Here is a 26017-nt window from a genome sequence, read left to right on the forward strand (position 1 = left end):
CCCCCCAGCCAAGGAGATGGCGATGCCTGTGACGTCCGCACCCTTGCCGCCGCACGTTCTGCATGTGACGCAGCCGGTCGACGGCGGAGTCGCGCGCGTGGTGGCCGATCTCGTGCGCGGGCAACTGGCGGCCGGGATGCGGGTCTCTGTGGCCTGCCCCGCCGCCGGTGACCTGCCACGCCTCCTGGCCTCCTCGGGCTGCGACGTCCTGGAGTGGCAGTCGGCGCGCTCCCCGGCCAAGGGTCTGCTCGCGGAAGGGCGCCGGCTGGCCCGGGTGGTGGCGGCGGTGCGGCCCGACGTCGTGCACGCCCACAGCGCCAAGGCGGGCCTGATCACCCGGCTCGTCGTACGGGGCCGCGTCCCCACCGTGTTCCAGCCGCACGCCTGGTCCTTCGAGGCGGTACGCGGGGCGGGCGCGCGGGCCGCCCTCGCCTGGGAGCGGCTCGGTGCCCGCTGGGCCGCGCGGATCGTCTGCGTCAGCCGCGCCGAGCAGCGCACGGGGCAGAGCCTCGGCGTCAGGGCGGAGTGGCGGCTCGTGCCCAACGGGGTCGACCTGGAGCGGTTCCGGCCGGCGGACGCGGGCGCGACCCCGTACGGCGACGGGCCGCTCGTCGTCTGCGTCGGCCGGCTGTGCCGCCAGAAGGGGCAGGACCTCCTGCTGCAGGCGTGGGAGGACGTGGTGCGGGCGCTGCCGAAGGCGCGGCTCGTCCTGGTCGGCGACGGACCCGACGCGGAGCGGCTGCGGGCCGGGGCGCCCGGCTCGGTCACGTTCGCGGGGGCCGTCGACGACCCGACGCCCTGGTACCGGGCGGCGGACCTCGTCGTCATGCCCTCGCGCTGGGAGGGGATGGCGCTCGCCCCCCTCGAGGCCATGGCCTGCGGAAGCCCGGTGCTCGTCACCGACGTGGCCGGGGCCCGCGAGAGCCTGCCGCCGCACTTCGCGGCCACCTGCGTGGTGCCGCCGCACGACCCTGCGGCGCTCCGCCGCGCCCTCGTCCGCCTGCTGCGCGACCCCGAGGGGCTGCGCGTGCGCGGCCGCGACGGCTACCGCCACGTGCACGCGCACCACGACGTACGGCGCGCCGCCGCGGCGGTCGCGGAGGTGTACGGCGAACTTCTGGGCCCGGGAGGCACCGCACCCGCGGTCCCGGGCCCGGCGACCACCGCAGACAGAGAGCCGATCACGACGTGACCCAGGACCAGACCGTTGCCTCCGCCGCCGTGGTCATCCCCCAGCGGACGACCGAGGGCGAGCAGTTCACCCTGATCAGCGGTCCCGCCCGGGACCCCGCGCCGCGCACCCTCCTGCTCGCGGCCGACGCGACGGCGGCCCTGCTCGGCACGGTCGCGCTCACCTCGCTGCAGCGCCAGCCCGTCCTGGTGGCCGGGTTCGTCGTCCTCGTCCTCGCCCTGCACCGGTCCGGCGGTCTCTACCGGCGCCCGGACGGGCGGCACATCCTCGACGACTGCCCGGCCCTCGCCGCGCGCGTGGTGCTCGCCTGGTGCGTGCTCACGGCGGCCGCGGCGAGCCTGCCCCGGTTCCAGCAGATCCCGCTGCGCGCCGTCCTCGCGGGCTGCGCCGTGCAGGGCGCGCTGACCCTGGCGGCCCGCGCGCTGATCCTGCGGCGCCACCGCACGGCCCTGATCCGCAGGCCCTGCGCGACGCTGCTCGTCGGCCCCGAGGCGGCGGCGACCCGGGTCGCCGCCGCCCTCCAGCGTCATCGGTCGAGCGGCATCCGCCTCGTCGGCATCGTCAGCGGCGACACCGCCGACCGGCGCCCCGAGGGCGGGGAGCCGCCGGTGCCGGTGCTGACGAGCGCCGCCGACGTCCGGCGCGCGGTGATCCAGAACGGGGTGCGGCGCGCGATCCTCCTCGGCGGCTCCGGCGCCCCCGAACACCGGCCGTATCTGCGCAGCCTCGCCGAGGCCCGCTGCGAACTCTGGGAACTGGACCCCGACCCCTCGGGCTACGTGCCCGAGCAGCGCGGCGCCGGGACCCACCTGGCCGGCTTCCCCTGCCGCCCGCTGACCGGGGCGGCCCAGCGCCTCCACCCCGGCAAGCGCGCCCTGGACCTGACGGTCTCCGCGGTGCTGCTCGTCCTCGCCGCGCCGGTCCTCGCCGTGTGCGCGGTCTGGCTGCGCGTCAGCGAGGGGCCCGGCGTCGTGTTCCGGCAGGAACGTGTCGGCAAGGACGGGCGGCCCTTCACGCTCCTGAAGTTCCGTACGCACCGCCCGGCGGACCCGCTGGAGTCGGCGACGCGCTGGAGCGTCGCGGGCGAGCACCACATGCCGTGGTTCTGCCGGTTCCTGCGCCGCACCTCGCTCGACGAGCTGCTCCAGCTGTGGAACGTCTTCCGCGGCGACATGAGCCTGGTCGGACCGCGCCCGGAACGCCCGTACTTCGTCATGAAGTTCAGCGAGACCTACCCCGGCTACGGCGACCGGCACCGCGTGCCCACCGGCATCACCGGGCTCGCCCAGATCAACGGCCTGCGCGGCGACACCTCCATCGAGGACCGCTGCCGCTACGACAACGCCTACATCGACAGCTGGTCGCTCTGGGGCGACCTCACCATCTTGGCGCGGACGGCGACCGAGTTCTTCCGCCCTACGGGAAGTTGACGCAGTGACCGCAGTACCCGCCTTCACCGGCGCGCGCACGACCTGGGCGGCGGCACCGCTGCCACGGGCCGCGCGCCGGGCGGGCCCCGTGCTCCCCCTCCTGCTCCTGATCGCCATGCTGGCCCTGCCGCTCGGCCCCGGCGACCAGGACGGGGGGAGCGGACTCACCCCGGCCGACGCGGTCTCCGGGCTCGTGGTGGCCTTCTGCGCCGTACGGGCGGTGCGCGGCCGGCAGCGGCCCCTGACCCGGACCGCGTACGTGGTCCTCGGCCTGCCGGTGCTCGCGATCGCGGTCGCCGCCCTGGGCGCGGGCTCGGCGTCGGACGCCCTGCAAGGCATGGTGCGGTACTGCCAGATCTTCGTGCTCGTGCCCGCCGCCGTCCTGTTGCTCGTGCGCGACCGGGGCGACTTCCGCCTCGTCGCCTCCGCCCTCGTCGCGCTCGGCCTGTACCAGGGGTCGATCGGCGTCTACCAGTACCTGACCGGGACCGGCGCCTCGTACGCGGGGGAGGACGTGCGCGCCGTCGGCACCTTCGGGGCCACCGACGTGATGGGCATGTCGACGGTGGTCGCGTACGGGCTGATCTGCGCCGTGGCGCTCGCCCTCGGCGACGGCGACCGGCGCGTCCGCCTCACCGCACTCGCCTGCGCGCTCGGGCTGCTCGTACCGCTCGCGCTCTCCTTCAGCCGGGGCGCCTGGATCGCCACGGCGGTCGCCGTCCTCCTGCAGATCGTCCTCGCCGGGGTGCGGCGCGCGGCCCGGCTGCTCCTGGTCGGGGCCGCCGCGGCGGTCGTCCTGGTCGGCGGGTTCGGTGTGGGCACGTCGATGCTCCAGGAGCGGCTGAGCAGCATCACGCAGGTCACGGCCACCCCGGACCAGTCGGTGACGGACCGGTACACGATGTGGGCGGCGGCGGCCGACATGTGGCGGGAGCACCCCGCGACCGGCGTCGGCCTGAAGAACTTCCCCGCCTACCGCGACAGCCATGCCTCGATCGCGCTGTCCGCGGGAAGCGATGTCGCGGGCGCGGGCGCCGCCTTCCACCGGCAGCCGCTCCTGTCCCCGCACAACATGTACCTCCTGGTCCTCAGCGAACAGGGGCTGCTCGGTCTGGTCACCTTCGTGGGGGCCTGGGCCGCACTCCTCGTGCGCGGCGCAAGGCGGCTCGCGACGGCTCACCGCAAGGGGCGCGGCCTCGACTGCGCGCTGCTCGCCTGCGGGCTGCTCACCTGGCAGCTCATCGATTTCGCGTACGCGGACATCGGCGGGCCCTCGACAGTACTTACTGCCGTGGTGTTCGGCCTGGTCGCCTGGTGGGCCCTCGCACCCGCCGCGCTCGCCCCCGCACCGGCCGCGCTCGACAAGGCGGGGGCCGAGGGATGACCGCCAGCCCGCCCGTCGACGGGGACGAGACCGTCCGGCCGTCCGCCGTACCGGCCCAGCAGACCTTCGAGACGCGCCCCGACGCCCAGGGCTCCTCCAGCACCTTCCTCGCCCGCGCCGCCCTGCTCACCGCCGTGCTCTCCGCCGCCGGTTCGCTCCTCGGCCTCGGCCGGGACCAGGCGCTCGCCCACCTCTTCGGCGCGGGCAGCGAGACGGACGCCTTCCTGGTGGCGTGGACCGTGCCCGAGGTGGCGACGACGCTGCTCATCGAGGACGGGCTCGCGTTCATGCTCGTCCCCGCGTTCAGTGCCGCGATCGCCGCGCGCTCCGCCGCCCCCGACCTCCCGCACGACCCGGTACGGGCCCTGGTCGCGAGCTCGCTGCCCCGGCTCACCCTCGCCTTCCTGGCCTCCGCCGTGCTCCTGGTGATCGGCGCGCCCCAGCTCGTCGAACTCCTCGCGCCCGGCCTGCCCGACCCGCAACTGGCCGTCGACTGCACCCGGCTCACCGCGACCTGCCTGCTGACCTTCGGACTCACCGGGTACTGCAGCGCGGCCCTGCGCGCCCACAGCAGCTACCTCGCACCGGCCGCGATCTACGTCGCGTACAACACCGGGATCATCGTCACGCTGGTGCTCCTCGCCGACCGGTGGGGGGTGCGCGCCGCCGCCGCGGGCGTCGCCGCGGGCGGCTGTCTGATGGTGCTCGTGCAGGCACCGGTGCTGCGCCGCAGGCTCAAGGGCGCGGCACCCGCCGACCGCGCGGCCGACGCCAAGGCCGCCAAGCGGCAGTCCATGGACCTGGCGCTGATCGCGACCGTGCTGCTCTTCGCGCTCTGCCGCCAGTCGCAGGTCTTCGTCGAACGCTTCCTCGCCTCGTCGCTGCCGTCCGGCGCCATCTCGCACCTCAACTACGCGCAGAAGGTCGCGCAGCTGCCGATGGTGCTGTCCCTGATGCTGTGCACCGTCACCTTCCCCGTCGTGGCCAAGGCGCTGGCGCGCGGCGACACCGAACGGGCCCGCGACCGGGTCGAACGCGATGTCGCGCTCGCCGCCTGCATCGTCCTCGCCGGCGCGGCCCTCGTCTTCGCCTGCGCCCCGCAGATCATCGAACTGCTTTTCCAGCGCGGCGCCTTCACCGGCGAGGACACCGCCGCCACCGCCTCGATCATGCGCGTCTACTCGCTCGGCCTCCTCGGGCACTGCCTCGTCGGCGCCCTGGTCCGCTCCTACTTCTCCGCCGGGCGGCCCACCTGGTACCCGGTCGTGACGATGGCCGCCGGCATGGTGCTCACCGCGGGGGCGGGCACCTGGGCCGTCGCGTTCTGGGGCGTCGGCGGCATCGCCGCCGCCAACGCGCTCGGCATCACCTTCACCGCCGTCCTGCTGCTGGCCGGGATGGACCGGCGCAGCGTCCCCGTACGGCTCGGCGTCGTGCTGCCCGAACTCGGCAAGACGCTGCTCGCCGCCGTGGCCGCCACCGGCGCGGGCCTCGCGGCGGCGCTGCCCTTCACGCACCCGCTGGCCGCGCTCGCCGTCTCCGCACCGGCCATCGCGGCCGTCTTCCTCTTCTCCCTGTGGGCCCTGAACGTCCGGGCCTTTCTGCCCGCCGTCCGCATCGCGACCAGAAAGCTCCGCAATGTCAGCTGAAACAGCGGTCCAGGAGTTCCCCGGCCCCGCCGCGCGGGACCGTCCTTCGGGCCCGCCCCCGTGGGTGGCGATGTACCACTCCGTGGACGACTGCCCCGACGACCCCTACAACGTGACCGTCACGCCCGAACGCCTGCGCCAGCAACTCAGCTGGCTGCGCGCCCGCGGTCTGCGCGGCGTCAGCGTCGCCGAACTCCTCGACGCACGCGCGCGTGGCGCCGGTCGCGGCCTGGTCGCCCTCACCTTCGACGACGGCTACGGCGACTTCGTCGACCACGCCCTGCCGCTCCTGCGCCACCACGACTGCACGGCGACCGTCTTCGTCCTGCCCGGCAGGGTCGGCGGCGACAACGCCTGGGACGTCGAGGGCCCCCGCAAACCGCTCCTCACCGCCCAGGGCATCCGTACGGCCGCCGCCGCGGGCATGGAGATCGGCTCGCACGGCCTGATGCACGTCGACCTCACGCGCGTGGGCGAGCACGAACTGCGCGCCGAGATCGAGGACAGCAAGGCGCGCGTCGAGGAGCTGACCGGGCGCGCGGCACAGGGCTTCTGCTACCCGTACGGCTACGTGGACGAGCGGACCGTGCGGGCCGTCCGGGAGGCGGGCTACCGCTACGGCTGCGCCATCTCCCCGGGCCCGCTGACCGGCCTGCACGCCCTGCCGCGCGTCTACGTCGGCCAGCGGGACACGCCCCTGCGCCTCGAACTCAAGCGCCGGCTGCACCGCGTGCGAAGACGGGGCTGGCAGCCCAGGGAGGACGCACGGTGAGGGTCCTCCACATCATCACCGGACTCGGCGCGGGCGGGGCGGAGCAGCAACTGCGGCTGCTGTTGCGCCACTTGCCGCCGGGCCACGACGTCGTGACCCTGACCAATCCGGGTCAGGTCGCCGAAGGGCTCGTCCGCGACGGCGTGCACGTCACCCATCTCGGCATGGCGGGCAACAGGGACGCGGGCGCGCTGCCCCGCCTCGCGCGCGTCGTCCGCGGCGGCCGCTACGACCTCGTCCACACCCACCTCTACCGGGCCTGCCTGTACGGGCGCATCGCGGCACGGCTCGCGGGCGTGAAGGCCGTCGTCGCCACCGAGCACTCGCTCGGCGACGCGCAGATCGAGGGGCGCCCGCTCACGCGCGGGGTCCGCGCCCTGTACCTGGCGGGGGAGCGGCTCGGCCGCGCCACCATCGCGGTCTCCCCGGCCGTCGCCGAACGCCTTCGCGGCTGGGGTGTCGCCGCCCACCGCGTGCACACCGTCCCCAACGGCGTCGAGGTGGCCCGCTTCGCCTTCGACGCGACGGCCCGTGCCCGGGCGCGTACGGCCCTCGGACTGCCCGCCGACGCGTTCGTCGTCGGCGGCGTCGGGCGCCTGGTGCCCGGCAAGCGGTTCGACGTCCTGATCGCCGCCCTGCGCGACCTCCCGGCGGACGTCCGCCTCCTGCTGGTCGGCACGGGACCGGAGGAAGCGGCCCTGCGCCGCGCGGCACAGCAGGCCCACGTTCTCGACCGGGTCGTCTTCGCCGGTGAGCGCCCCCACACGGCCGGGGACGCCCGGGACGTGGACCTGCCCGCGCTGCTGTCGGCCATGGACGTGCTCGCCTCCCCCTCCGTCGACGAGGCGTTCGGCCTCGCGGTCGTGGAGGCGCTCGCCGCCGGACTGCCCGTCCTGTACGTCGCCTGCCCCGCCGTCGACGACCTGCCCGCCGGGCTGACCGGCGGGGCGGTCCGCATCCCCTGCCAGGCCGCCCCGTTCGCCCGCGAGGTCCGCGCGCTCGGAGCGGCACGAGAAGCCCGCGACCGGCCGCCGTCGCGGGCCGCCCTGCATTACGACATCGCCCGCAGCGCCGAGCGCCACCTAGAGGTGTACGCGGCGGCCATGGGCGCATCGATCCCCCAGGAGTGAGTACGCGATGACCGAAGCCGCCCAGGAGAGGGCCACCGCCCCCCGCCCTCTGGCCACCCGCATCGGCACCCGCACGAGGAGCGCCCCGCCCTGGTGGCCCCTGCCCGCGGCCCTCCTGCTCGGCGCGCTCGCCGGCGGGGTGTACGGCGCGGTGAGCACCCCCGAGTACACGGCGACCAGTTACGTGATCGCCGTGCCGACCTCGCAGGCCGACCCGACGTCGGCGGTGGGCTTCGCCCAGGCCTACAGCCGGGTGGCCACCCAGGTCGCCGTGTTGAGCGACGCGCAGGTCGCGGCGGGCGTGCCCGTCCGGACGCTGCGCTCCGCCGTCCGCGCGGAGACCTCGCCCGACGCGCCCATGGTCGCCATCTCCGCCTCCTCCGGGAAGCCGGACACCGCGATGGAGATGGCCAACGCCGTGGCCCGCGCCCTGACCGCCAACGCCAGCCACGTGAAGAAGGACACCCACGTGGAACTGCTGCGCTTCACGCGCGCGGTGAAGCCCACCGAGCCCTCCTCGCCCTCCGCGGCCCTCACGACCCTCGTCGGCGCCTGTGCGGGCGGCCTGCTCGGCGGCCTGGCGCTGCTCCTGCGCCCCCGGCGGGAGGCCACGCACGCGACGCCGACCGTGCCCGCCCCCGCCGCGGCAGCCCAGCGGGGTGGTGCCTGATGGTGAGCCTCGGACCCGCCCCGGCCGTCCTGACCCGGCCGGACCCCACCGCGCCCGCGCCGGTCGTCACCGTGTGCACGGACACCGCCGAGTTCGGGCGGCTGCGCGAGGAGTGGACCCGCCTGCACCGCGCGTGCGCGACGGCGACCCCGTTCCAGAGCCACGCCTGGCTGCACTCCTGGTGGCTCTCCTACGGCCGCCCCGGGCGGCTGCGCGTCGTCCTCGTACGTCAGGAGGGGCGCCTCGTGGCGGCGGCGCCGCTCATGCTGCGCCCGCTGCCCTTCCCCACCCTGACGCCGCTCGGCACGGCCATCTCCGACTTCAGCGACGTCCTGGTCGAGGACAGCCCGGCGGGCTCGCCGCAGCGCGCCGTCGACGCGCTCCGCACCGGCCTGTGGCGCCTCGCCCGGACCGCCGTCATCGACCTCCGCGAAGTGCGGCCGGGCTCCACGGTCGAGGCCCTGCACGCCCGCTGGCCCGGACCGCGCCGCCGCCTCGACGACTCCCCGTGCCTGGAACTGCCCGCGCTGCCCATGGACGAGCTGGTCGGACGCCTTCCCCGGCCCCGCGCCCAGCGCGCCCGCGCCAAGCTCCGCAAGCTGGACGCGATGGGCATCGAGCGCCGCGTCGTACCCGCGACCGACGTGGGCCCGTCCGTACGCCGCCTCCTCGACCTGCATCAACTGCAGTGGCAGGACCGCAAGGTGACGACGGAGCACGTGAAGCCGCGCTTCGCCGAGCACCTCACGCGCGCGGTCGCCCAGATGGCGCGCACGGGCGACGCCGTCGTCACCGAGTTCACCCTCGAAGGCACGGTGGTCGCCGCCGACCTGACGTTCCTGTCCCCGCGCCTCGCGGGCGGCTACCTCTACGGCGCCCACCCGCGGCTCAGGGAACGCAAGATCGACGTGGCCACCATGCTGCTCCGCTCCTGCGCCGAACACCTGCAGGGCGGCCCGGGGGACAGCGTCCTGAGCCTGCTGCGCGGCACCGAGCCCTACAAGCTGCACTGGCGCCCCGAGCAACGCGTCAACCAGCGCTACCTCCTCGCCCGCCACGCCACCGCCCCGCTGCTCGGCGCGGCCCTCGCCGACGTGCGGGCCCGCTCCTGGGCGAAGCGGGCCCGCACGGCGTGGAAGGAGCGCGGTGCGGGCCCCGGTTAGGGCGCGGGCCGCCTCAGGGCCGGCGCACCCAGTCCCTGAGCCGCACGCACACCTTGCCGCCGATCCAGCGCTCCACCCATTCACCGAGTTCGACGGTGGAGCACTGCGGGGGCTGCGCCGGCTGTGCGGGCTGCGTCGGTGGTGTCGGCTGGGCCGGCTGCGCGGGGGTGTCCGCCTTGTCGCGTCCGGTCAGCACGGACCGGTAGACCTTGGCCGCCCTCGGGTTCTGCCGGCACTGCCACACACCGTGCGGGCAGTAGTCCGTGAGCGTGTTGTAGAGCGCCTTGTGCTCGTCCATCCAGGCGAGCATGCGCCGCATGTACTCCGGGTTGTCGCCGTTGCGGAACAGCCCCCACTCCGGGTACGAGATCGGCTTGCCGTGCTCCTTGGCGAAGTCGACGTGCTGGCGCAGCCCGTACGGCTCGGACACCTGCTGGTCGAAGGGGAGCCCCTCGGGCTGGTCGTAGGAGTCCATGCCGATGATGTCGACCACGTCGTCACCGGGGTAGCAGTCGGTCCACGGCACGGCGTCCCGGCCCCGGTTCGGGGTGAAGTCGAAGCGGAACTTCTGCCCCTCCACCGACCGCATCGCCGTCACGATCCGCGTCCAGTACTTCTTCCACGCCTCGGGGTCGGGCCCGCACCGGTGCGTGTAGGTGATGCCGTTCATCTCCCAGCCGAGGACGAGGACGGTGTCCGGCACCTTCAGCGCGACCAGGCGCTTCGCCAGGGTGCGGAAGTGCTCGTCGAAGTCGCCCGCCGCGCCCTTGCGCAGCAGGTCGCGCACCTCCGCGTCCGGCACCCGGCCCTCGTTGCGCTCCATCATCGGTACGTTCAGTACGAAGAGCCGGTCATCGCGGCCGCGACGCCACTTGGCCCAACTGTCGAGGAACGTCGGGGCGCCCTCGATGTTGCTCCACCGGTCACCGGGAAGATAGGTGTGCCCTACCCGCAGGTCGGCGCCGCCGAGCCAGTCCGACAGCCTCGTCATCCGCGTCACCCCGCGCGGCCCGTAGTCCAGGTAGGCCCCGAACGAGGGGAATCTGTCCGCTCCCACCTCCGGGAAGGGACTCGGACTCGGGCTCGGGCTCGGGGACTCGGCGGGCGGAGTGGCGGACGGCGGCGCGGATGCCGGTGGCTCCGGGACCGGTGGCTCCGGGGTCGGTGTCGGCTCGGGCACGTTCGCCGCGGCCGGGATCCGCTCGGCGAGCGGCGTCGCGTCCGCGTGCTCGATGGACACGGAGCCGCCCGCGACCACCGCCGAGACCAGGACACCCACCGCGATCAGCGTCAGGCGTCCACGTTTCCTGCACCGGCGTTCTAAGACCATCTCAGCTCCTCGTCCCGCGCTCGCACCACTCCTGACACTCAGTCATACGAACCGCCGCGGCGCCAATCGTGGAACAGCCGATGGCCGCCCATCCTCACCCTCACGGGTTAGTCCCCCTCAGTTCCCCTTCCCCCTAGCCCCCTAGCCCCCTAGCCCCTAGTCCCCCCAGTTCCTCTTAGTTCCTCGAAAGGAACCCGACACATGCTCGATCCCTGTGTCCCGGTCGTGCTGCTGCGGATCGACCCCAACCCGTTCCACCACGGGACGCTGGGAGCGATCCGCTCACTGGGACGGTGCGGGGTGGAGGTCCACGTGGCGGCCGCGCCGGACGGCGGCCCCGTGACCCGTTCGCGCTACGTCACCGGCACGCACCCCGCGCCGCGCCCGGGGGCTCCGCTGCACGAGATCGCCGCCGGACTGCGCAGGACGGCGGCCCGGGTCGGCCGGCCCGCGGTGCTGATCCCGATGGACGACGCGGGCGCCGTCGCGGTGAGCCGGCTGCGCGAACCGCTCGCCGAGTCGTTCCTCCTGCCCGAGCAGCCCGAACACCTCGCCGAATACGTCGCGGACAAGGCGCGCCTGCCCGAACTCTGCCGCGCCGTCGGCATCGACCACCCCCGCACCCTGCAACCGCGCGACGCGCACGACGCCCGCGCGGCGGCCGAGGAGCTGGGCACACCCCTGGTCGCGAAGTGGAGCCACCCCTGGCTCCTGCCGCGCGACGCGGGCCTGCGCAGCACCTGCCTCCTCCGCTCACCCGGGGAAGCGAGGGACCTCTACGAGAAGGGCGCCGCCACCGGCGCCGAACTGCTGCTGCAGCGGTACCTGCCCGCGGGCCCCGGCGGCGACTGGTTCTTCCACGGCTACGCGGACCGGCACGGCACCCTGCACGGCGGCGGCGCGGGCACCAAGCAGCGGGCCTGGCCGCGCGGCGCGGGCCTCACCGCCGTCGGCCGCTGGACCCCCGCCCCCGAACTGCGGACCGCCGTCGGACAGCTCATCGACGCCCTCGGCTACCGGGGCATCTTCGACATCGACTTCCGGGTGGACGCCACGACCGGCAGGTACTACCTGCTGGACTTCAACCCCCGGCCAGGAGCGCAGTTCCGGCTCTTCGCGGACGGCGCGGGCCTCGACGTCGTACGCGCCCAGTACCTCGACCTCACCCACCAGCCGCTGCCCGCAGGACGCGCGCTGCCGGGCCGCGCCTTCGTCGTCGAGAACTACGCGCCGCTGACCGCGCTCCGGGCCCTGCTGCGCCCGTCCGCCGCCCCGGAGTTCGCCTGGTACGCCCAGGACGACCCGGCACCGGCCCGCGCCATGGCCGCCGCCTGGTCCCGGCACGTGGCAGGGCGGCTCCTGCGCCGGGCCAGGACCGCACCGGCCGGCGTACCCGCCCAGGTACCGGCCGTCCCGACCGACCCCGCGGCCGCCGTCCCGGCCGCGACGGCTGAACGAAAGGCAAGCTGTTGACGCACGACCTGATCGTGGTGGGCGCCGGCCCCTACGGCCTGTCCATCGCCGCACACGCGCAGGCGCGCGGACTCGACACCCGGGTCCTCGGCCGCCCCATGGCGTCCTGGCGCGACCACATGCCCCACGGCATGTTCCTCAAGTCGGAGCCCTGGGCCTCCCACCTCTCCGCGCCGGGCGGCCGGTTCGGGCTCGACCGGTACTGCGCCCGCATCGGGGTCCCCGCCGAGCACGGCCGCCCGCTGCCGGTGCGGACGTTCGCGGACTACGGGCTCTGGTTCGCGCGCGAGGCCGTGTCGCAGCTGGACGAGCGGATGATCGAGAGCGTCGACGCGGCGCCCGAAGGGTTCGTCCTGCGCACCCGCGACGGCGAGGTCCTGCGCTCCCGCGCGGTCGCCCTGGCCACCGGACTGCTCCCGTACACGCACCTCCCCGAAGCGCTGCGGAAACTGTCGGACCGGCATGTGTCGCACAGCAGCCACCACAGCGACCTGAGCCGGTTCCGCGACGCGGACGTCACCGTGGTCGGCGCGGGCCAGGCCGCCCTGGAGATCGCCGCGCTCCTCGCCGAGCAGGGCACCCGGGTCCGGATCGTCGCGCGCGCGGCGGGCCTCGACTGGAACACGGTCCCGCCGCCCTGGACCCGCCCCTGGCACCAGAGCCTGCGCGCCCCGCACAGCGGCCTCGGCAGCGGCTGGCGCAACTGGTTCTACTCGGAGCGGCCCGGCGCCTTCCACCGGCTGCCCGAACGCACCCGGGCCGCCATCGCGGAGAGCGCCCTCGGCCCGGCGGGCGCCTGGTGGATCAGGGACCGGGTGCACGCGGCCGACATCGACCTGCGCATGGGCCGCACCATCGTGGACGCGCTGCCGTCGGCGGGCCGGCTGCATCTGCGCACGGTCGGTACGACCCAGGGCCTGGAGGAGTTCACGACCGATCACGTCATCGCGGCGACCGGGTTCCAGGCGACCTGCGCGCGGATGACGGTCCTCGCGCCCGGGGTCCGCCACCTGCTGGCCCCGAGCCCCGCCCACACCCCGCGCGTCGGCCGGGGCTTCGCCTCCGCCTGTCCGGGGCTCTTCCTCGCGGGCCTCGTCACGACCCCCGACTACGGTCCCGCGATGCGCTTCGTGCACGGGGCGACGTACACCGCGCCCGCCCTGGTCGCCGGGGTCGAGCGGTATCTGGCGCGGCAGTCGGGGCGCGGCAGGGCATATGCCTCTTCAGGCCCCATTGGGGTGAAGTGCCTGGCAAACGGGTGAACCGGTGCATCCAGGGCCCCGGTTCGGTGGTCGACTGTGGGGTGCCATGAGAAGAGCCGCGCTGCCTCCCTCCCAGCCGTCGGCGTCACGCCGTTGGTAGGCAGCCTTCACCGCGGCCTGCTCTGTGGGCCGGGAAGAGCGCCGAGGCTGCTCTTCCCGGCCCGGCCTCACCGGCGCAGCGCGCCCGTCCTGCTCCTGCGGTACAGGACCGCTCCGCCGAGCACGAGCCCGGCGCCGGCCGCCGCGGCGAGCGGCAGGTTCTCCTCCGCCCCCGACTCGGCGAGCCGCATCCCGTCCGTCTGCGCGCGCACCGCCGTCTCCGGCGCTTCCTCGCGTAGGTGTTCGGCGGCCGGAACCGACCGCGGCTCGGAGGGCGGCGCGCCCGGAGCCTCCTGCGGCTCACGGGGCGGCTCGTCCGGCCGCTGCTGTTCCTGTTCCTGCTCCTGCCGGGGAGGGGAGGGCGGACTCGGCGTCGCCCCGTTCCCGCACGCGTCACCCGTCGCCGGGTTCAGCCCGCCCACCGCGTCGACAGAGTTGCCGCACGCGTTGGCACCGATGGTGATGGGAATCTGCACCGAGTTGCCCGACAGCACACCGGGAGAACCGCTCGCTTTTCCCTGATCGCCCGACAGGGCGATGGCGCCCGTCGCCGGTACGGCCAGAATTCCGGTCGCCGCGACGACCGTCACGGCCCCGATTCTCAGTGCCTGCCTCACTGTTCTTCCTTCCCGCTTCAATTCGAAGCCGACCCCGGTGCCGGAAGGCACCGGGGTCGGCTGGGAGACACACCGCGTAATACGCGCGTCAGTCGTTGGCGCAGGGGTTGCCGAAAGCGGGGTTCAGCAGACCGATGACGTCGACGGTGTTGCCGCAGATGTTGACCGGGATGTGGATGGGGGCCTGCACGTTGTTGCCCGAGAGCACACCCGGGGAGTTCACGGCCGCACCCTGCGCACCGGCGTCGGCGAACGCCGGGGACGCGATACCGAAGGCCATCACGGCACCGGCCGCGATCGTGACGCTCTTCTTGAGAGACATGCTTTTCTCCTTTTTACCGAGGAAAATTCTTGGGACTCCGCAGATCAAACGAGCCGGCACCGGCTGAGGAAACTGTGCCGACCGGGCGACGAAGCGGAACGGCGCCCGGTAAAAAGGCCCGGACCGCCCGCGGTCGAACGACGCGGTCGGTCCGGGCCGGGTGCGCAGCGGATCAGCTGTTCTGCGTACCGTTGGAGGAGAGGACCGGGATGTCGTCCAGGATGTGCGACAGCGGCTCGTCGCCCTTCGCCTGCGTCGAGTTCTCGACACACTGCTGGTTCTGCGGGGCGGACAGGATCGGGATGTCCTGGATGCCGACGTTGACCAGACCCACGATGTTCTGGATGTTCGCCTTGACCGGCAGGCCGACACAGGGCTTGTTCAGCGAACCCTGGACCAGGCTGAGCTGCGGGCTCATGTCGCCGTCGGTCGAGGAGTTGCCGAATGCCTGCTGGGCGCCGTTACCGCTGGCCGAGGTGGTGCCGTTGTCGTCGCCGTTCGCGAGCGCCGAGGGCGCGGCCGCGACGGAGATGCCGACTACGGACACGGCGACTGCGGCTGCAGCCATTGCCTTCTTGAGCATTATTTCTGTTCCTTTTCTGACAGGCACCGGTTACTGCGAAAGGAACAACTCCCCGGGAACGCGATGGTTCCGCAGGTTCACCCGTTGTGCCGAGAGTCTGATTATCCGCACGGTGCGTCGCCCCCCGTCCGAGTGAATTCGGGCAACCAAACCGGGTCGCGTGTAGTTGATACGGATGCTCTCGGAAACAACTGAAGGGGAATCTCTCATGATGAAGAAGGTTGTGGCGGCTGCCGCCGTCACCGCGTCTCTCGTCGGCATCTCCGCGGCGGCGGCACCCCAGGCGCTGGCGAACGGGGACGACAGCCCGACGACCTCGTTCAGCGGCAACAACGCGTCGCAGGCGTTCGGCAATTCGGCCACGTACGGCAACATGAGCCCGCAGATGGCGCTCATCCAGGGTTCCCTGAACAAGCCCTGCATCGGTCTGCCCGCCAAGGCGAACATCCAGAACATCGTGGGCCTCGTCAACGTCGGCATCCAGGACATCCCGATCCTGTCCGCCCCGCAGAACCAGCAGTGTGTCGAGAACTCGACGCAGGCGAAGGGCGACGAGCCGCTGTCGCACATCCTGGACGACATCCCGGTCCTCTCCTCCAACGGTACGCAGAACAGCTGATCCGTACGCCGTACGCGTTGGGCCGCCGGAATCGGCGGCCCAACTTTGTTTTACCGCGCGGCCGACTAACCCGAATGGGTCAGGCTTCGCAACCGTAGTAATTCTGACCAGTTGTCTAACCGTGACTCCGTCAACGGAGTTCGGTCATGAAGGGAATTCACATGAAGAAGCTGTGGGCAGCCGCGACGATCGCCGCCTCCATCGCCGGCCTGTCGGCGGTGGCCGCTCCCCAGGCTCTGGCCAGCGGTGACGACAGCGGCACCAACTCCGCCAGCGGCAACGGGGCTCAGGACGCGTTCGGCAACTCCTCCGCCGACGGTGACCAGAGCCCGCAGCTCACCCTGGTCCAGGGCACGCTGAACAAGCTCTGCGTCGGTCTGCCGGTCAAGGCGAACGTCCAGAACATCGTGGGTCTGGTCAACGTCGGCGTCCAGGACATCCCGATCCTGTCGGCCCCGCAGAACCAGCAGTGCGCGGAGAACGCCACGCAGGCCAAGGAGGACGAGCCGCTGTCGCACGTCCTCGACGACATCTCGGCGCTCTCGGCCAACGGCTCGGGCAACAGCTGACACACCAGAGGGGCAGCTGCCGAGTGCAGCTGCCCCTCTCGTATGTCCGGATGCTCCTTGGGGAGCCGCTACGCCCCGAGCAGGCCGGTGACCGGCGCCACCAGGTCCGTCAGCTGGTGCAGCTCGCTCAGCTTGTTCAGCTGGTTGAGGCCCTGGAGCTGCTCGGCGGTGCGGGGCACCTCGTCGCGGTGCGCGGCCGGGATGGCCATGGTGGTGACCGCGTCCAGGGTGGCGGTCGGGGAGATCATGTTGCCCGCCGCGTTGGGCGTGGTGTCGGCCTGCGCCGCCGGGGCCACGATCGCGGTGGCGCCGACAGCGAGCAGGACAGCGGTGAGGGCTCGTCGAGTTGAGGTCATGTCCTCTTAACGCCACTCGGGAGGCGCCGGACACGGGCGCGATTGGCATTCGTCGTCCCTGATGGCGTAGTGTTGGGTTCACCGACGCGGGGTGGAGCAGCTCGGTAGCTCGCTGGGCTCATAACCCAGAGGTCGCAGGTTCAAATCCTGTCCCCGCTACTGAAGGCCGAGGCCGGAATCTTCCGAGATTCCGGCCTCGTTCCGTTTCCCGGCCCGTGCCCGCCCTGACCCGTACGGAGCAGTACCGCTCGCCCCCCGGCCCCCTCCCCGGGAACCCTTTGGTGAGACGCCGGACAGCGGGCGCGGACGGCAGGAGACGAGTGGTGGGGCAGCGAGGAGGGCGGCACAGGTATCCGGCGGACGCCCCCGGCACGCCCGTCTTCCTGCGGATCCTGCCCCTGCTGCTGATCATCGGCGGCGCGGTCTACGAGTACTGCACGCCGTCCGGGTTCGCCGGCTCGCCCCTCTTCAGCGCGGCGCCGCTGGTCGCCGCGCCGTTCTTCTCGCTGGGCAGCACGGTCGCGGCCGGGGTCGCCTCGATCGGCGCCATCGTCGCCGTCCACCTCAGATACGCGTCGTTCCACAGCGGCGTGTGGACCGAGATGGCGACCGTCGCCACCGTGTGCGTCCTGGCCTGCTTCCTGAACCGGATCAAGCACCGCAGCGACGAGGAGCTGGCGTCCGCGCGGCAGATCGCGGCGGCGGCCCAGTTCGCGGTGCTGCCGCGCCCGGCCGGGCGGATCGGGGGCCTCGCGATCGCGGCGCGGTACGAGGCGGCGCAGGCCGACGCGTTCATCGGCGGCGATCTGTACGCCGTGCAGGACACCCCGCACGGCGTGCGGATAGTCGTGGGCGACGTACGCGGCAAGGGCATGGGCGCGGTCGCCGCCGTCGCCGTCGTCATCGGGGCGTTCCGGGAGGCCGCCGAGCAGGAGGACAGCCTGGAGGCGGTCGCCCAGCGCCTGGAGCGGGCGCTGGCCCGGGAGGGGTCGCGGCGGCGCGGCATCGACGACTTCGAGGGGTTCACCACCGCCGTGCTCGCCGAGATCCCGCACGGCGGCGACCTGCTGCGCATCCTCAACCGCGGCCACCCAGAGCCGGTCGTGCTGCACGGCGACGGCACGGTCCGGGTGGTCAGCCCCGCCGAGGCGGCGCTCCCGCTCGGCCTCGGCGAGCTGGGCTCCTGGCCGGACCGGGCGACCGAGGCGGAGTTCCCGCCCGCGGCGACGCTGCTGCTCTACACGGACGGGCTCTCCGAGGCGCGCGACGCGAAGGGCGTCTTCTACGACCCGGCGGCGAGGCTCGCCGGGCGCGTCTTCCCCGGCCCCGACGAGCTTCTCGCGACGCTCGCCGAGGAGGTGCGGCTGCACACCGGGGGAGGGGCCAGCGACGACATGGCGCTGCTCGCCGTCCGCCGTCCTTGATCGACATAACCGGTGGTGACCGAACGGCGTCGCTCCGCATAACAATTGACACTCCATCAGAAATTGTGAGGTTTAACGGGGCAGGAACGGCTTGGAATTACCGTCCGCTGTCTATTAACGTTCGATAACGCAGCACGGTCGTCCCAGCCGTCACCAGCGACGGCTCCGTGCGCACGCGCCTAATCCCGCAAGGGAGCCGGGGAACCACCAACTTGGGGTGAATCAGGCATCGTTCCGACGCTTTCCAGGCGCCGGGACCGTGCTCGTAGGAGACCTTCCTGCTCCGAACCCGTCAGCTAACCCGGTAGGCGAGAAGGAAGGAAAGGAGAGCGCCCCCGTGGCGTCCAACCGTCCTGCCCCCGAACTCTCCGGGTACCCCGCCCCGCCGGCCGACGGCGACTACGCCGGCGCCCCGCGCACGAGCTTCGAGGAGTGGAACCCCACCGAGGAGTCCGTCCGCCCCGTCCGCGGCAAGCACCGCGTGGCCCGCCAGCGCGGCGGCCTCGCGCGCAGCTCCACGGTCCTCGGCGTCGGCGTGATCGCCGCCGTCGGCGCGGGCGGCATCGCCACCGCGCAGGGCGGCAAGCCCGCCGTCCAGATATCCATGCCCGACCTCTCGGCGGTCAAGGACTCCCTGCCGGACGCCTCGTCGCTGCCCGGCGTCAGCGCGCTCATGGCCGACGACTCCGCGCCCGCCACCGCCGAGGCCGCCCCGCTCACCGCGATGAGCGGCGGGCAGTCGGACGCCGGTGAGGCGCTGCGCGCCCGCATCATGCAGCAGGCCGAGACGCAGCAGGACGCCGCCGACGCCAAGGCGCAGGCCGCCGCCGAGGAGGCCGCCGCGACGAAGGCCGCCGAGGAAGCCGCCGCGAAGCGGGAGAAGGCCGAGGCCAAGGCCGCCGCCGAGAAGAAGAGGGCGGCGGAGGAGGCCAAGAAGAAGGCCGAGGCCGAGCGCCTCGCCAAGCTGGCCAAGAGCTACAAGCTCCCCGTCGCCTCCTACACGCTCACCGGCACCTTCGGACAGCCCGGATCGCTCTGGTCCTCCGGCTACCACACGGGCCTGGACTTCGCCGCCCCGACCGGGACGCCGATCTACGCCATCCACGGCGGCACCATCACCGAGGCCGGCTGGGCGGGCGCGTACGGCTACCGCACGGTCCTCACCCTCGACGACGGCACCGAGCTGTGGTTCTGCCACCAGTCGTCGCTCAATGTCAGCGTCGGCCAGAAGGTCTCCACCGGGGACGTCATCGGCCGCGTCGGCGCCACCGGCAATGTCACCGGCGACCACCTCCACCTGGAGGTCCACCCCGGCGGGGACGCGACCGGCATCGACCCGGCGGCGTGGCTGCGCGGCAAGGGCTTGGCACTCTGATGGCCACGTGACGGAACACTCGCTTCCGCGGGGGCGTTGAATGAAGGCATGACTTCTTCCTCCCCCCTGCGCAAGCTCGGCTCCTCCGACCTGGAGATCTTCCCCCTCGCCCTCGGCGGCAACGTGTTCGGCTGGACCGCCGACGAGGCCACGTCCTTCGACGTGCTCGACGCCTACACCGCCGGCGGCGGCAACTTCATCGACACCGCCGACTCGTACTCGGCCTGGATCGAGGGCAACCACGGCGGTGAGTCGGAGACGATCATCGGCAAGTGGCTCAAGGCGCGCGGCAACCGCGACGACGTCGTCGTCGCCACCAAGGTCGGCAGGCACCCCGACTTCATGGGCCTGCGCGGCAGCAACATCAAGGCCGCCGCCGACGCCTCCCTCGGCCGCCTCGGCACCGACTACATCGACCTGTACTACACGCACTTCGACGACGAGACCGTCCCCGTCGAGGAGATCATCGGCGCGCTCGACGAGCTGGTGAAGGCCGGCAAGGTGCGCGACATCGCCGTCTCCAACATCTCGACCGACCGCCTCCAGGAGTCCCTCGACTTCTCCGACCGCGAGGGCGTCGCCCGCTACGTCGCCATCCAGCCGCACTACAACCTCGTCTCCCGCGACACCTACGAGGGCCGCCGCCAGGACATCGCCTCCCGCGCGGGGCTCGCCGCCGTCCCGTACTACGCCCTCGCCTCCGGCTTCCTGACCGGCAAGTACCGGCCCGGCGTCCGCGTGGACAGCCAGCGCGCGGGCGGTGCGGCCAAGCACCTGGAGACCGAGCGCGGCCAGAAGGTCCTCGCCGCCCTCGACGAGATCGCCCAGGCGCACGGCGCCGAGATCGCCACCGTCGCCCTCGCCTGGCTCGCCGCGCAGCCCACCGTGACCGCGCCGATCGCGTCCGCGCGCACGGTGGAGCAGCTGCCCGCACTGCTCGCGGTGGCGGACCTGACCCTGACGGACGAAGAGGTCACCCGCCTCACGGACGCCTCCGCCTGAGCCTGCGCTCCGGACCGGTCAGTAGCGGTACGGGTGGTACGCGGTGCCGGGCGCCATCGGCGCCGCGTACATCGGCGGACGCCACATGGGGGCGGCGACCTGGGACGCGTACGCCAGTGCGGCGCGCGCGTAGGGGCGCCGCTCCCACAGCTTGTCGAGCAGCGCCCGCTCCCGTACGACGAAGTCGGCGCCGGCCCCGCCCTTGCGGCCCCGGTGCCGCAGGAGCGCGAGCGAGGTCGCGTACGCCTCGTACTCGGTGACCGCCCGCTCGGCCTCCTTGCCGCCGTAGTGCGCGGCGAACTCCCTGGCCAGGCGGCGCGCCTTGAGCGAGCCGAGGGCGAAGGGCTCGGGCGGGGCCAGCCATCCCGCGCCCACGTACACGGCGAGTTCGGTGCGCACGGTGCGCAATGTGCGATGGCGGAGGTAGATCGCGAGCCAGGTGACGAGCCCGAACGCGGGAACCATGAAAGCCGCGTACACAGCGAAGAAGCCGTACTCGCCGAAGGACGACGAGCCGTTCCAGAAGGCGTGCATGGCCATCGCGACGAGCAGCCCGGCGAGCGGCAGCAGGACGCGGCGCACCTTGCCGCGCTCGGGGGCGAGGACGGCGGCGATTCCGAAGCCGATGCCGGTGAGCACGGTGAAGAGCGGATGCGCGAACGGTGACATGACGACGCGGACGAAGAAGGTCGCCGCCGTCACCGAGGAGAGGCCGGGGCCGGTTCCGGTGAGCTGGTCGGTGCCGAAGGCGTTGCCCAGGTAGAGGATGTTTTCGGTGAAGGCGAAGCCGGTCGCGGTGACCCCGGCGATGACGACACCGTCGACGACCCCGGTGAAGTCACGTCTGCGGAAGAGGAAGACCAGCAGCACGGCGGCGGCCTTCGCGCTCTCCTCGACGACGGGGGCTATGACGGTGGCACCGAGGGTGTCGGCGCCGGTCGGGTCGGCGGTGGCGGTCTCTATCCACCGGGTCGCGAAACTGTTCGCGACGATCGCTATCAGGGCCGCCGCGCAGGCGCCCCAGGCGAAGGAGAAGACCAGGTTCCGCCAGGGGCCCGGCTGCACCCGGTCCAGCCAGCGGAACGCCGCTATGAGCAGCGGCACGGGCACCAGGGCCAGGCCCAGCCCGACCAGGAACCCCTCCGTGCCGGTCTGCTCCCGGACCAGGGCCGCGATGACGGCACCGGACACCGCGAGCAGCGTGGCCAGCGCGGTGGCCCGTACACCCCTCCGCTCCCACCAGCGCGGATGCGGGACCGCGCCGTGCGGCCGGGGGCCGGGGGCGTGGTCCTGGTGCGGCGGACTACTGGGGTACGAGGCCACTCATTGACCCTAACGAGGGATGCGCGGCGCCGCGACGGGGCCGGGCCCGGCTCCTGCCGGGTGGCCGAAACCCGCTACCGGCGCCGGAACAGCAGGTCGTGCACCACATGCCCCTTCTTCAGGCCCTGACCCTCGAAGCGGGTCAGCGGCCGGAAGTCGGGCCTCGGCGCGTACCCGCCGTCCGCCTGCGTGTTCTCGTAGTCGGGATGGGCGGTGAGCACCTCGAGCATCTGCTCCGCGTACTCCTCCCAGTCCGTCGCGCAGTGCACGAGCGCGCCCGGCTTGAGCGGCCCGGCGACCTGGGAGAGGAACTCCGGCTGGATGAGGCGCCGCTTGTTGTGGCGCTTCTTCGGCCAGGGGTCGGGGAAGTAGACGCGCAGCCCGTCGAGGCTGTCGTCGGGGAGCATCGCGCGCAGCAGGATGATCGCGTCGCCGTTGGCCACCCGTACGTTCGTCATGCCGCCGCGGTCGGCGAGGCCGAGCAGGTTGCCCTGGCCGGGGGTGTGGACGTCGACGGCGAGGATGCCGGTCGTCGGATCGTCCGCCGCCATCCGCGCCGTGGCCTCGCCCATGCCGAAGCCGATCTCCAGGACGACGCGGTCGACGCCGGGGAACATCTCCGCGAGGTCGAGCACCCGCTGCCCGTCGATGTCGAGGCCCCACTTCGGCCACAGCCGCTGCAAGGCGTCGGCCTGCGCGGTGGTGACCCGGCTGCGGCGCGGCTGGAAGCTGCGGATGCGCCGCTCGAAGTGCGACCCGGCGGGGTCGGGCTTGGGCCCGTCCGGGAACCGCGGCTCGTTCGGGCGCGCGGGCGGGGCGGGGTTCTGGGGGCTCTCGGACTCAGACACAGTGGGGCGATTTTACGTGGTCCGCGCCCGGCGACGGCTCCGCCCCGGGGCGCCCCTGCCCGGCGTAGGGGGAGCACCCGCGTGGCGTACGGGGAGCACCCGCGCGGCGCATGGGGAGCACCCGCGCGGCCCCACTCCGGCGGCCGGGGCGGCCCCCCACCGGAACAGGAGGCTAGGCCGCGCTCAGCGCGGCGAGCGCCCGGCGGGCCACTTCCCTGCCGATGGGCAGGGACGCGGTCGCGGCGGGCGACGGCGCGTTCAGCACATGGACCGTGCGGGCCCCTTCGCGTATCAGGAAGTCGTCGACGAGCGTGCCGTCGCGCAGTACCGCCTGCGCGCGCACCCCGGCGGGCGAGGGCACCAGGTCGTCAGGCGTGACGGCGGGCACCAGGCGGCGTACCGCGTCGGTGAAGGCGCGCTTGGACGCGGAGCGCCGCAATTCGCCCGCCCCGTACCGCCAGTGGCGCCGGGCGATGCGCCAGGAGCCGGGCCAGGCGAGCGTCCCCGCCAGCTCGCGGGGGCGGACGGTCGCCCAGTCGTAGCCCTCGCGGGCCAGCGCCGGCACCGCGTTCGGCCCGACGTGGACCGAGCCCTCGATGCCGCGCGTCAGATGCACCCCGAGGAACGGGAACGCCGGATCGGGCACCGGGTAGACGAGGCCGCGCACCAGGTCGGGTCTGGCCAGGTCGAAGTATTCGCCGCGGAACGGCACGATGCGCATCCCCGGGTCGTCCCCGGTGAGGCGGGCGACCTGGTCGCACTGGAGCCCCGCGCAGTTCACCAGGGCCTTGCCGCGCACGACGTCCCCGGCGGCGGTCCGCACGGCGACGCCCCGCTCGGGCCGCCGGTCGATCTGCACGATGTCCGCCCCGTAGCGGATCTCGGCGCCGGACGCCTCGGCGAGGTGGCGGGCGACCGCGCGGTAGTCGGCGATACCGGTGCTGGCGACATGGATGGCGGCGAGGCCGCGCACCTCCGGCTCGTACTCCTGGATCTGCGCGGGACCGAGCTCGCGCACCGCGATCCCGTTCTCCCGGCCGCGCTGGGCCAGGGCGTGCAGGCGCGGCAGCTCGTCCCGCTCGGTGGCGACGATGAGCTTTCCGGTGACCGCGTGCGCGATCCCGTACTCGGCGCAGAACTTGACCATCTCGGCGGCCCCGCGCACCGCGAACCGCGCCTTGAGCGAGTCGGGCCGGTAGTAGATCCCGCTGTGGATCACGCCGCTGTTGCGCCCCGTCTGGTGCCGGGCCGGGCCCGCCTCCTTCTCCAGGACGACGACGCGCGTGCCCGGAGCGGCGCGGGAGACGGCATAGGCCGTGGCGAGCCCGACGATGCCGCCACCGATCACCAGCACATCCCCGTCATACGCGAGCACGCTCACCGGGCCTCACCTCCATGTCCTGCATCTTGCCCGACAGCACTGACAATCCATGCGGGACTTGGGGTCCGGGCCCCTGCGAGCGTCCGGATCACGCCGGTGCCATCAGCAGCGGACGGGCCCGCTCCCGCAGCTCGGCCACCCGCGGCTCGTCGCCGTACGGTTCGAGGCGGTGCAGCAGGTCCCGCACGTACTCGGTGGTCCGCGCGGAGGAGATGCGGCCCGCGACCTCCAGGGCGCGGGTGCCCTGCTCGCAGGCGGCGTCCAGGTTGCCCGACTCCAGTTCGGCGACGGCGGACACGACGAGGCGCAGCCCGTGCGAGCGCACGAACTCCTCGGTGGGCCGGGAGAGGGCCTGCTCGGTGAACCTGCGCACCTGGCGCGGCGCCTTCAGGTCCCGGTAGCACTCGGCGGCGTCCGCGGCGAACCGGTCGTAGGAGTAGAAGCCCAGCCAGGAGGGGTCGCTGTCGCCCTCGCGCGAGCGCTCGAGCCACCCTTCGGCGGCCCGTAAGGCGGCGCCCGCCGCCTGCGCGTCACCCGCGCGTGCGTGCGCGCGTGCCTCGACGAGCCGGAAGAAGCTCATGGTGCGGGCGGTGGCGAGCCCGCGGTTGCGCTCCACGGCGGCCTGCGCGAGGTCGACCCCCTCGTCCCCGAAGCCGCGATACGTGGCTTGAAGTGACATGGAGGCGAGCACGTACCCGCCGAGGGGCACGTCCGCCGCGGCCCGCGCGAGCCGCAGCGCCTGGATGTAGTACCGCTGAGCGGCCTCCTGTTGCCCGGTGTCGAAGGCCATCCATCCGGCGAGCCGCGTCAGTTCGGCCGAGGCGCCGAACAGTGAGCGCCCCACATCGTCGGAATAGGAACCGAGCAGCAGCGGCGCAGCCTCGACCCGCAGGCACTCGGGGACCATCGACGAACGCCAGTCCCCGCCGCCGTACTTGGAGTCCCAGCGCCGCGCGTCCTGCGCGGCCTCCCGCAGCTTCACCACGTCGCTGTGGCCCACCTTCTGCGGCGAGCCCTCCTCGCTGAGATGCGCCTCACGCGCGACCGACGAATCGGCCGGGGTTATCAGCCATCGTGAGGCGGGCGTCGCGTACGCGCTCACCGCGAACGATCCGGCCAGCGACTGCCAGATGCCGCCGCTGCCCGCTCTGCGCCCGGCGAGGTCGAGCCGGTACAGCTCGGTGGCGGCCTTCACCGCCGCGCGGACGTCGCGCGGGAACGCGAGCCCCACCTCCGGCGCGGGGTCGGCGTCGGCGAGGCCGATCTCGTGCAGCGGCACGGGCCGGCCGAGCTTCTGCCCTATGGCGGCGGCGATGAGGTGCGGGGCGGCGCCCTGCGGCACCATGCCCTTGGACACCCAGCGCGCCACCGAGGTCTTGTCGTAGCGAAGGGTCAACCCGCGCTGCGCGCCCAGGTCGTTGACGCGCCTCGCCAGTCCCGCGTTGCTGATTCCCGCGAGGGCGAGAACGGCGCCGAGCTTCTCGTTCGGTCCGCGTAGCTCCCTGGACATGCGCCACCCCTCGACCCAGACGGCTGCCGCTGCACCACCTCGCCGGCCCTCTGGACTGGCATAACCGCGCGGCATTCGTACACCCAGCGTAGTTCGCCGAATCCCAAGCGTTAAGTGGCGCAGATCCGGATGGCGGGATTCTTGTTCGGGCCAAGGGACGGCGCACGCCACGCCCTGTGACCGTGTGCTCCGGTTGTGGCGCCGTGCGCCTGCGTGTGCGCTCTTACTTGCGCACAGGAGGAGCGCTTCGATGAGAACTGCGTGGGTCGGCCCGCTGTACTGGATCCAGTGGGCTGGGGGACACCGCCGCCTACATCCCCGCGGGCGGCGGACCGGTCCGGGAGGCGATGGGTGCCTCCCGGACCGTGCGTTGCGCGCTGTGGCCGAAGCGGGGTGTCCGGCTCCGGCCACCGGCGGCTGATTTGGCCGAAACTCGCCCCCGTAATTCTTCCCCTCCGTGGTGGTGCGGCGGTTCAACCACGGCTCGAAAGGGGCGCATTGGGGGGAGCGCGCAGCATGGCTCGCTCCCTGCTT

The 26017-nt window shown here is 73.2% G+C and carries 24 protein-coding genes, 1 tRNA gene and 1 riboswitch; of the genes, 16 read left to right on the forward strand and 9 right to left on the reverse strand.

Features of this window, described 5'->3' with window-relative positions:
- The first annotated feature begins 16 nt into the window (after positions 1-16).
- The 8 genes from C1N81_RS25105 to C1N81_RS25140 are packed head-to-tail and all read left to right on the forward strand — an operon-like array spanning position 17 to position 9390.
- A complete protein-coding gene (locus tag C1N81_RS25105; RefSeq protein WP_394432693.1) occupies positions 17-1192 on the forward strand; it encodes a glycosyltransferase in 1176 nt (391 codons plus the stop codon).
- Positions 1189-2622: an exopolysaccharide biosynthesis polyprenyl glycosylphosphotransferase gene (locus tag C1N81_RS25110; protein ID WP_394432695.1), complete on the forward strand. Its 1434-nt coding sequence runs from the start codon at positions 1189-1191 to the stop codon at positions 2620-2622. Before C1N81_RS25105 ends, C1N81_RS25110 begins: the two co-directional genes overlap by 4 nt.
- 4 nt (positions 2623-2626) lie before the next feature.
- Complete coding sequence (locus C1N81_RS25115; protein WP_394432697.1) at positions 2627-4006, forward strand: O-antigen ligase family protein; 1380 nt, start codon at positions 2627-2629, stop codon at positions 4004-4006.
- Positions 4003-5655 carry a murein biosynthesis integral membrane protein MurJ gene (gene murJ / locus C1N81_RS25120; RefSeq protein ID WP_394432699.1) on the forward strand — a complete coding sequence of 551 codons (1653 nt, stop codon included), beginning with the start codon at positions 4003-4005 and terminating at the stop codon, positions 5653-5655. The genes C1N81_RS25115 and murJ overlap by 4 nt, the downstream gene beginning before the upstream one ends.
- Complete coding sequence (locus C1N81_RS25125) at positions 5645-6427, forward strand: polysaccharide deacetylase family protein (protein WP_394432701.1); 783 nt, start codon at positions 5645-5647, stop codon at positions 6425-6427. The genes murJ and C1N81_RS25125 overlap by 11 nt, the downstream gene beginning before the upstream one ends.
- Complete coding sequence (locus C1N81_RS25130) at positions 6424-7557, forward strand: glycosyltransferase (RefSeq protein WP_394432703.1); 1134 nt, start codon at positions 6424-6426, stop codon at positions 7555-7557. The genes C1N81_RS25125 and C1N81_RS25130 overlap by 4 nt, the downstream gene beginning before the upstream one ends.
- 7 nt (positions 7558-7564) lie before the next feature.
- The gene (locus C1N81_RS25135) at positions 7565-8227 is read left to right on the forward strand and encodes a YveK family protein (protein ID WP_394432705.1); all 663 of its coding nucleotides are present in this window, start codon (positions 7565-7567) and stop codon (positions 8225-8227) included.
- Complete coding sequence (locus tag C1N81_RS25140) at positions 8227-9390, forward strand: GNAT family N-acetyltransferase (protein ID WP_394432707.1); 1164 nt, start codon at positions 8227-8229, stop codon at positions 9388-9390. Before C1N81_RS25135 ends, C1N81_RS25140 begins: the two co-directional genes overlap by 1 nt.
- A 13-nt stretch (positions 9391-9403) precedes the next feature.
- Here C1N81_RS25140 and C1N81_RS25145 read toward each other — a convergent pair whose 3' ends face one another.
- On the reverse strand, positions 9404-10720 hold the full coding sequence (locus C1N81_RS25145; RefSeq protein ID WP_394432709.1) for a glycoside hydrolase family 26 protein: 1317 nt from the start codon (positions 10718-10720) through the stop codon (positions 9404-9406).
- 201 nt (positions 10721-10921) lie between these two features.
- On the opposite strand from C1N81_RS25145, the gene C1N81_RS25150 reads away from it, so the two are divergent.
- Together C1N81_RS25150 and C1N81_RS25155 are read left to right on the forward strand one after the other, a co-directional pair.
- Positions 10922-12193 (forward strand): carboxylate--amine ligase, encoded by a 1272-nt coding sequence (locus C1N81_RS25150; RefSeq protein WP_394432711.1) that lies wholly within the window; start codon positions 10922-10924, stop codon positions 12191-12193.
- Positions 12190-13455: an NAD(P)-binding domain-containing protein gene (locus tag C1N81_RS25155; RefSeq protein WP_394432713.1), complete on the forward strand. Its 1266-nt coding sequence runs from the start codon at positions 12190-12192 to the stop codon at positions 13453-13455. The genes C1N81_RS25150 and C1N81_RS25155 overlap by 4 nt, the downstream gene beginning before the upstream one ends.
- Before the next feature lie 167 nt (positions 13456-13622).
- Here the strand turns inward: C1N81_RS25155 and C1N81_RS25160 are convergent, their stop codons facing one another.
- From C1N81_RS25160 to C1N81_RS25170, 3 genes are all read right to left on the reverse strand, one after another.
- Positions 13623-14171, reverse strand: a complete 549-nt coding sequence (locus tag C1N81_RS25160) for a chaplin (RefSeq protein WP_394432715.1) — start codon at positions 14169-14171, stop codon at positions 13623-13625.
- An 88-nt stretch (positions 14172-14259) separates the two neighbouring features.
- Positions 14260-14493 carry a chaplin gene (locus C1N81_RS25165; RefSeq protein WP_394432717.1) on the reverse strand — a complete coding sequence of 78 codons (234 nt, stop codon included), beginning with the start codon at positions 14491-14493 and terminating at the stop codon, positions 14260-14262.
- Between the two features lie 172 nt (positions 14494-14665).
- The gene (locus C1N81_RS25170) at positions 14666-15076 is read right to left on the reverse strand and encodes a rodlin (protein WP_394432719.1); all 411 of its coding nucleotides are present in this window, start codon (positions 15074-15076) and stop codon (positions 14666-14668) included.
- Positions 15077-15284: 208 nt separating this feature from the next.
- Between C1N81_RS25170 and C1N81_RS25175 the strand changes: the two genes are divergently transcribed.
- Complete coding sequence (locus C1N81_RS25175) at positions 15285-15695, forward strand: rodlin (protein ID WP_394432721.1); 411 nt, start codon at positions 15285-15287, stop codon at positions 15693-15695.
- 161 nt (positions 15696-15856) lie between these two features.
- Positions 15857-16264, forward strand: a complete 408-nt coding sequence (locus C1N81_RS25180; RefSeq protein ID WP_394438209.1) for a rodlin — start codon at positions 15857-15859, stop codon at positions 16262-16264.
- Positions 16265-16332: 68 nt separating this feature from the next.
- Here C1N81_RS25180 and C1N81_RS25185 read toward each other — a convergent pair whose 3' ends face one another.
- Positions 16333-16620 (reverse strand): hypothetical protein, encoded by a 288-nt coding sequence (locus C1N81_RS25185; RefSeq protein WP_394432723.1) that lies wholly within the window; start codon positions 16618-16620, stop codon positions 16333-16335.
- 85 nt (positions 16621-16705) lie between these two features.
- On the opposite strand from C1N81_RS25185, the gene C1N81_RS25190 reads away from it, so the two are divergent.
- From C1N81_RS25190 to C1N81_RS25205, 4 genes are all read left to right on the forward strand, one after another.
- Positions 16706-16779 (forward strand) — tRNA-Met (locus C1N81_RS25190).
- Between the two features lie 164 nt (positions 16780-16943).
- Complete coding sequence (locus C1N81_RS25195; protein ID WP_394432725.1) at positions 16944-18044, forward strand: PP2C family protein-serine/threonine phosphatase; 1101 nt, start codon at positions 16944-16946, stop codon at positions 18042-18044.
- 166 nt (positions 18045-18210) lie between these two features.
- A riboswitch (cyclic di-AMP (ydaO/yuaA leader) is annotated at positions 18211-18370 on the forward strand.
- Between the two features lie 11 nt (positions 18371-18381).
- A complete protein-coding gene (locus C1N81_RS25200; protein ID WP_394432727.1) occupies positions 18382-19419 on the forward strand; it encodes a M23 family metallopeptidase in 1038 nt (345 codons plus the stop codon).
- Between the two features lie 48 nt (positions 19420-19467).
- Complete coding sequence (locus C1N81_RS25205; RefSeq protein WP_394432729.1) at positions 19468-20421, forward strand: aldo/keto reductase; 954 nt, start codon at positions 19468-19470, stop codon at positions 20419-20421.
- A gap of 18 nt (positions 20422-20439) precedes the next feature.
- Here the strand turns inward: C1N81_RS25205 and C1N81_RS25210 are convergent, their stop codons facing one another.
- From C1N81_RS25210 to C1N81_RS25225, 4 genes are all read right to left on the reverse strand, one after another.
- Positions 20440-21744, reverse strand: coding sequence for a PrsW family intramembrane metalloprotease (locus tag C1N81_RS25210; protein ID WP_394432731.1), 1305 nt, complete (start codon positions 21742-21744; stop codon positions 20440-20442).
- Between the two features lie 74 nt (positions 21745-21818).
- Positions 21819-22592, reverse strand: coding sequence for a tRNA (guanosine(46)-N7)-methyltransferase TrmB (trmB, locus tag C1N81_RS25215; protein ID WP_394432733.1), 774 nt, complete (start codon positions 22590-22592; stop codon positions 21819-21821).
- Positions 22593-22764: 172 nt separating this feature from the next.
- Positions 22765-23973: an L-2-hydroxyglutarate oxidase gene (gene lhgO, locus C1N81_RS25220; protein ID WP_394432735.1), complete on the reverse strand. Its 1209-nt coding sequence runs from the start codon at positions 23971-23973 to the stop codon at positions 22765-22767.
- Between the two features lie 88 nt (positions 23974-24061).
- Positions 24062-25483, reverse strand: a complete 1422-nt coding sequence (locus tag C1N81_RS25225; protein WP_394432737.1) for an MFS transporter — start codon at positions 25481-25483, stop codon at positions 24062-24064.
- Positions 25484-26017 lie beyond the last annotated feature (534 nt).

The sequence above is a fragment of the Streptomyces sp. SGAir0957 genome (assembly GCF_043523415.1).